Below are 1,554 nucleotides of genomic sequence, written 5' to 3' on the forward strand. Positions count from 1 at the left end.
GCGGGGTCAATTTTTGCATCATAAGTATTGGTTTGGGCTATTCCCAAATATTGTGATTTAACTTCTTAAAAAAAACTTTTTTTTAAAATTATTTTTATTTTTCTGTAAATTTAGAAAAAAGTATGGTTTATTTAATTTTTCTATTAAAAAACATTTTTTTCGTTAAAAAAAGACATTCTTATAATATTCGTATCTGAAAATCAGCATATTACGAGCATTGTTGAAAATAATAAAATATTTTGTCTAAATATAAACAAATTCTTCGTAGGTTTTAAAAATATTCTTAAATCTTGGATATGAATTTTTATCAGACAAAGAATATCCTATCATTTGTCTCGTTTTAAAGAGCTTGAATAGATTAAGAAATCTAAACCATTTTAAATAGTTCCAAATATATTTTGTAGAAACACCTCGAAAAACTTTTAACCAGCCTCTTAATAACATCATCGTATTATTGATGTTGTTATTATGAACTTTTTTATTTTCTAATATTCCCTTTTTTATATCCGAAGACCTGAATGTTAAATGATTAACATTGTCTAATGTATTCATATAAGACATCATAGAAGTCTCTTTATCTGTTATAACTGTTCTTTTTGACAAATCCAGTTCTTTCATAACTCGTTCTAAATCCTCTTTAGAAACAATCCCTTTCTTTTGTATTTTAATTGGTGAAAAATCAAAATCGCCCATTCTATTGTGCTGACAAAGAAATATTGATTGATATTTCTCTTCTATCATCTTTTTTTCTTTTTTCCGTAATTCGCTTTCTACATTATCAGGACTTCCATAAAAAAAGTATTCTTCATATTTTTCTCTTCCTATTACACCTTTGACGCAAAATTTTAAATATACCTCATCTATTTCTACCTCCTCATCTAATTCTAAGGGATTTACTTCGTTTAAAGATGATAAAAATTTATGCCGCCAACGCTGAGCTGTTTTTTTATCAAAGTCCAACACTTTACTGATACGTTCATTAGTCATAGGTTGTTCGCTATCCAACATAATATACACAAAATCAGACCATTTATCCTTTAACTTCAAATTATATAAAGGAGTATTTGCATCTCTAAATTGAGTAGAACCACATGCTTTGCATTGATACCTTTGATTATTTTTGTAAGTTCCATTTTTCACAAAAAAATCTGCTCCACATCTACGACAAATCATACCCTCTGCCGAAATAGAACCGGTATCTATAATATTTATTGATAGAAATTGGTTTAAAAATTTAAGTAATATCTTTTGTTGATAAAGTTTTAAATATTTATATTTGTTAATTATATCTTTCATAATTGTGTCCATAAATACAATTTACAAAAAATATTTCAAAAAAGCAAATTATTTTGCAAAAAAATCACAATATTTGGGAATAGCCCATTTTAAAATTAGTATTTGTAAATTTTTATTTTGAAAAACATTTGAGAATAAAAGTAGTTGTAATAAAAAAAAGTTAATTTCTGATACAACGCACAGATAGTCCACTTGATTTTTTACCATTGTATCTGATAATTTTTGAATTGTTGAATGAGAGATAATGCAACCATGCAG

The 1,554-nt window shown here is 25.9% G+C and carries 1 protein-coding gene; it reads right to left on the reverse strand.

Going from position 1 to position 1,554, the window contains the following annotated elements:
- Positions 1-243: 243 nt before the first annotated feature.
- Positions 244-1,296 carry an IS1595 family transposase gene (locus U9R42_14670; GenBank protein ID MEA3497268.1) on the reverse strand — a complete coding sequence of 351 codons (1,053 nt, stop codon included), beginning with the start codon at positions 1,294-1,296 and terminating at the stop codon, positions 244-246.
- Positions 1,297-1,554: the final 258 nt, after the last annotated feature.

It is taken from the genome of Bacteroidota bacterium (assembly GCA_034723125.1).
GTDB lineage: Bacteria > Bacteroidota > Bacteroidia > CAILMK01 > JAAYUY01 > JAYEOP01.